Here is a 1087-nt window from a genome sequence, read left to right on the forward strand (position 1 = left end):
GTAGGCAACTCCCTATTTTTTGCCAATGATGCGAAGAAGTCCGGGTAATTATCTTCAACTAACTTAAATGAATCTTCGTGATCGTTTGCCAATGCGATTCGTTCTTTCAAGTTAAAATCAACAGCTCGCTGATCACCACCGACCGGAAGTACTAAGTCATGTGACTTGGTGTCCGTTGCAATTCGTTGTAAAAGAGTTGTGGCATCATCATTTTCAATTAGTTCAACTCCGGCATAATAACCATTTTTAATGTTTGCCGCTAATACCCTTGAACCATCCTCAGCTGTCCAATAAAAGTAACGTGCATCCTTCTCGTGAGGCATACCGCGCCAAAAAACAGTTGCGGTGATGTCAAACCCCGAATAGATCTTGGGCATATCTTTTCCCTGCCCAAAAGAGTCCGGTAAATACCCAACTTTCATGGCCCCGCCTAAATCCGCAGCTAATTTATGTCCCAACTGTAAATTGCGAACAATCGACTCACCACTTGTCACCATCTCATCAATCTGGGTATACCATGGACCGATAAAAAGTCGTCGAGCTTGAACAAATTGACGGATCTCATCCCGCTTATCAGGATTCGTTTGTAGGTAATCATCGATAATCGCCATTTGTCCATCAAGAAGATAAGCGTCCAGCTGGTTATTAGTAAGAGCTTGCAATACCTCTTCCATATGATAAGCAAATTGAACCCTTGCATGCTGACGTGTGAAGTACCATTCAAAATCCCAATGGGTATGGGCTATAACGTGAACTCTTTGCATTTATTAAACTTCCTTTTTTCGTCACAATTTACTTATACTGTTTATGCCGCAGACGCCATTTGACGCTCATTGCGTTGATTCATGATAACGAATGGCGCATATAACAGGACATCGAATATAACCAAGACAAGTGCAAGAATGACTGGACTCGTATGCAATCCGCCTAAAATCCATGTGCTAAAGAAAATTGGTTCGTTACCAGAATTCAAGACCACCAGTGGAACCACCCAGCCGATAGAGGTCACAACGTATGCAACGACTGCATTGAACAGAGGGACAACGATCCAGGGAATCAACATAATCGGATTTAAAACAATCGGTAA

At 42.4% G+C, this 1087-nt stretch carries 1 protein-coding gene and 1 pseudogene; both read right to left on the reverse strand.

What is annotated here, in order from left to right; all coding sequences use genetic code 11:
• The coding region (locus ACWP87_RS13755; RefSeq protein ID WP_014570159.1) for a glycoside hydrolase family 38 N-terminal domain-containing protein at window positions 1–764 on the reverse strand (764 nt) is incomplete at its 3' end.
• 41 nt (window positions 765–805) lie between these two features.
• Window positions 806–1087 (reverse strand): annotated as a pseudogene (locus ACWP87_RS13760) (PTS sugar transporter subunit IIC); the annotation flags it as partial.

Source organism: Lacticaseibacillus sp. 22, assembly GCF_055413445.1.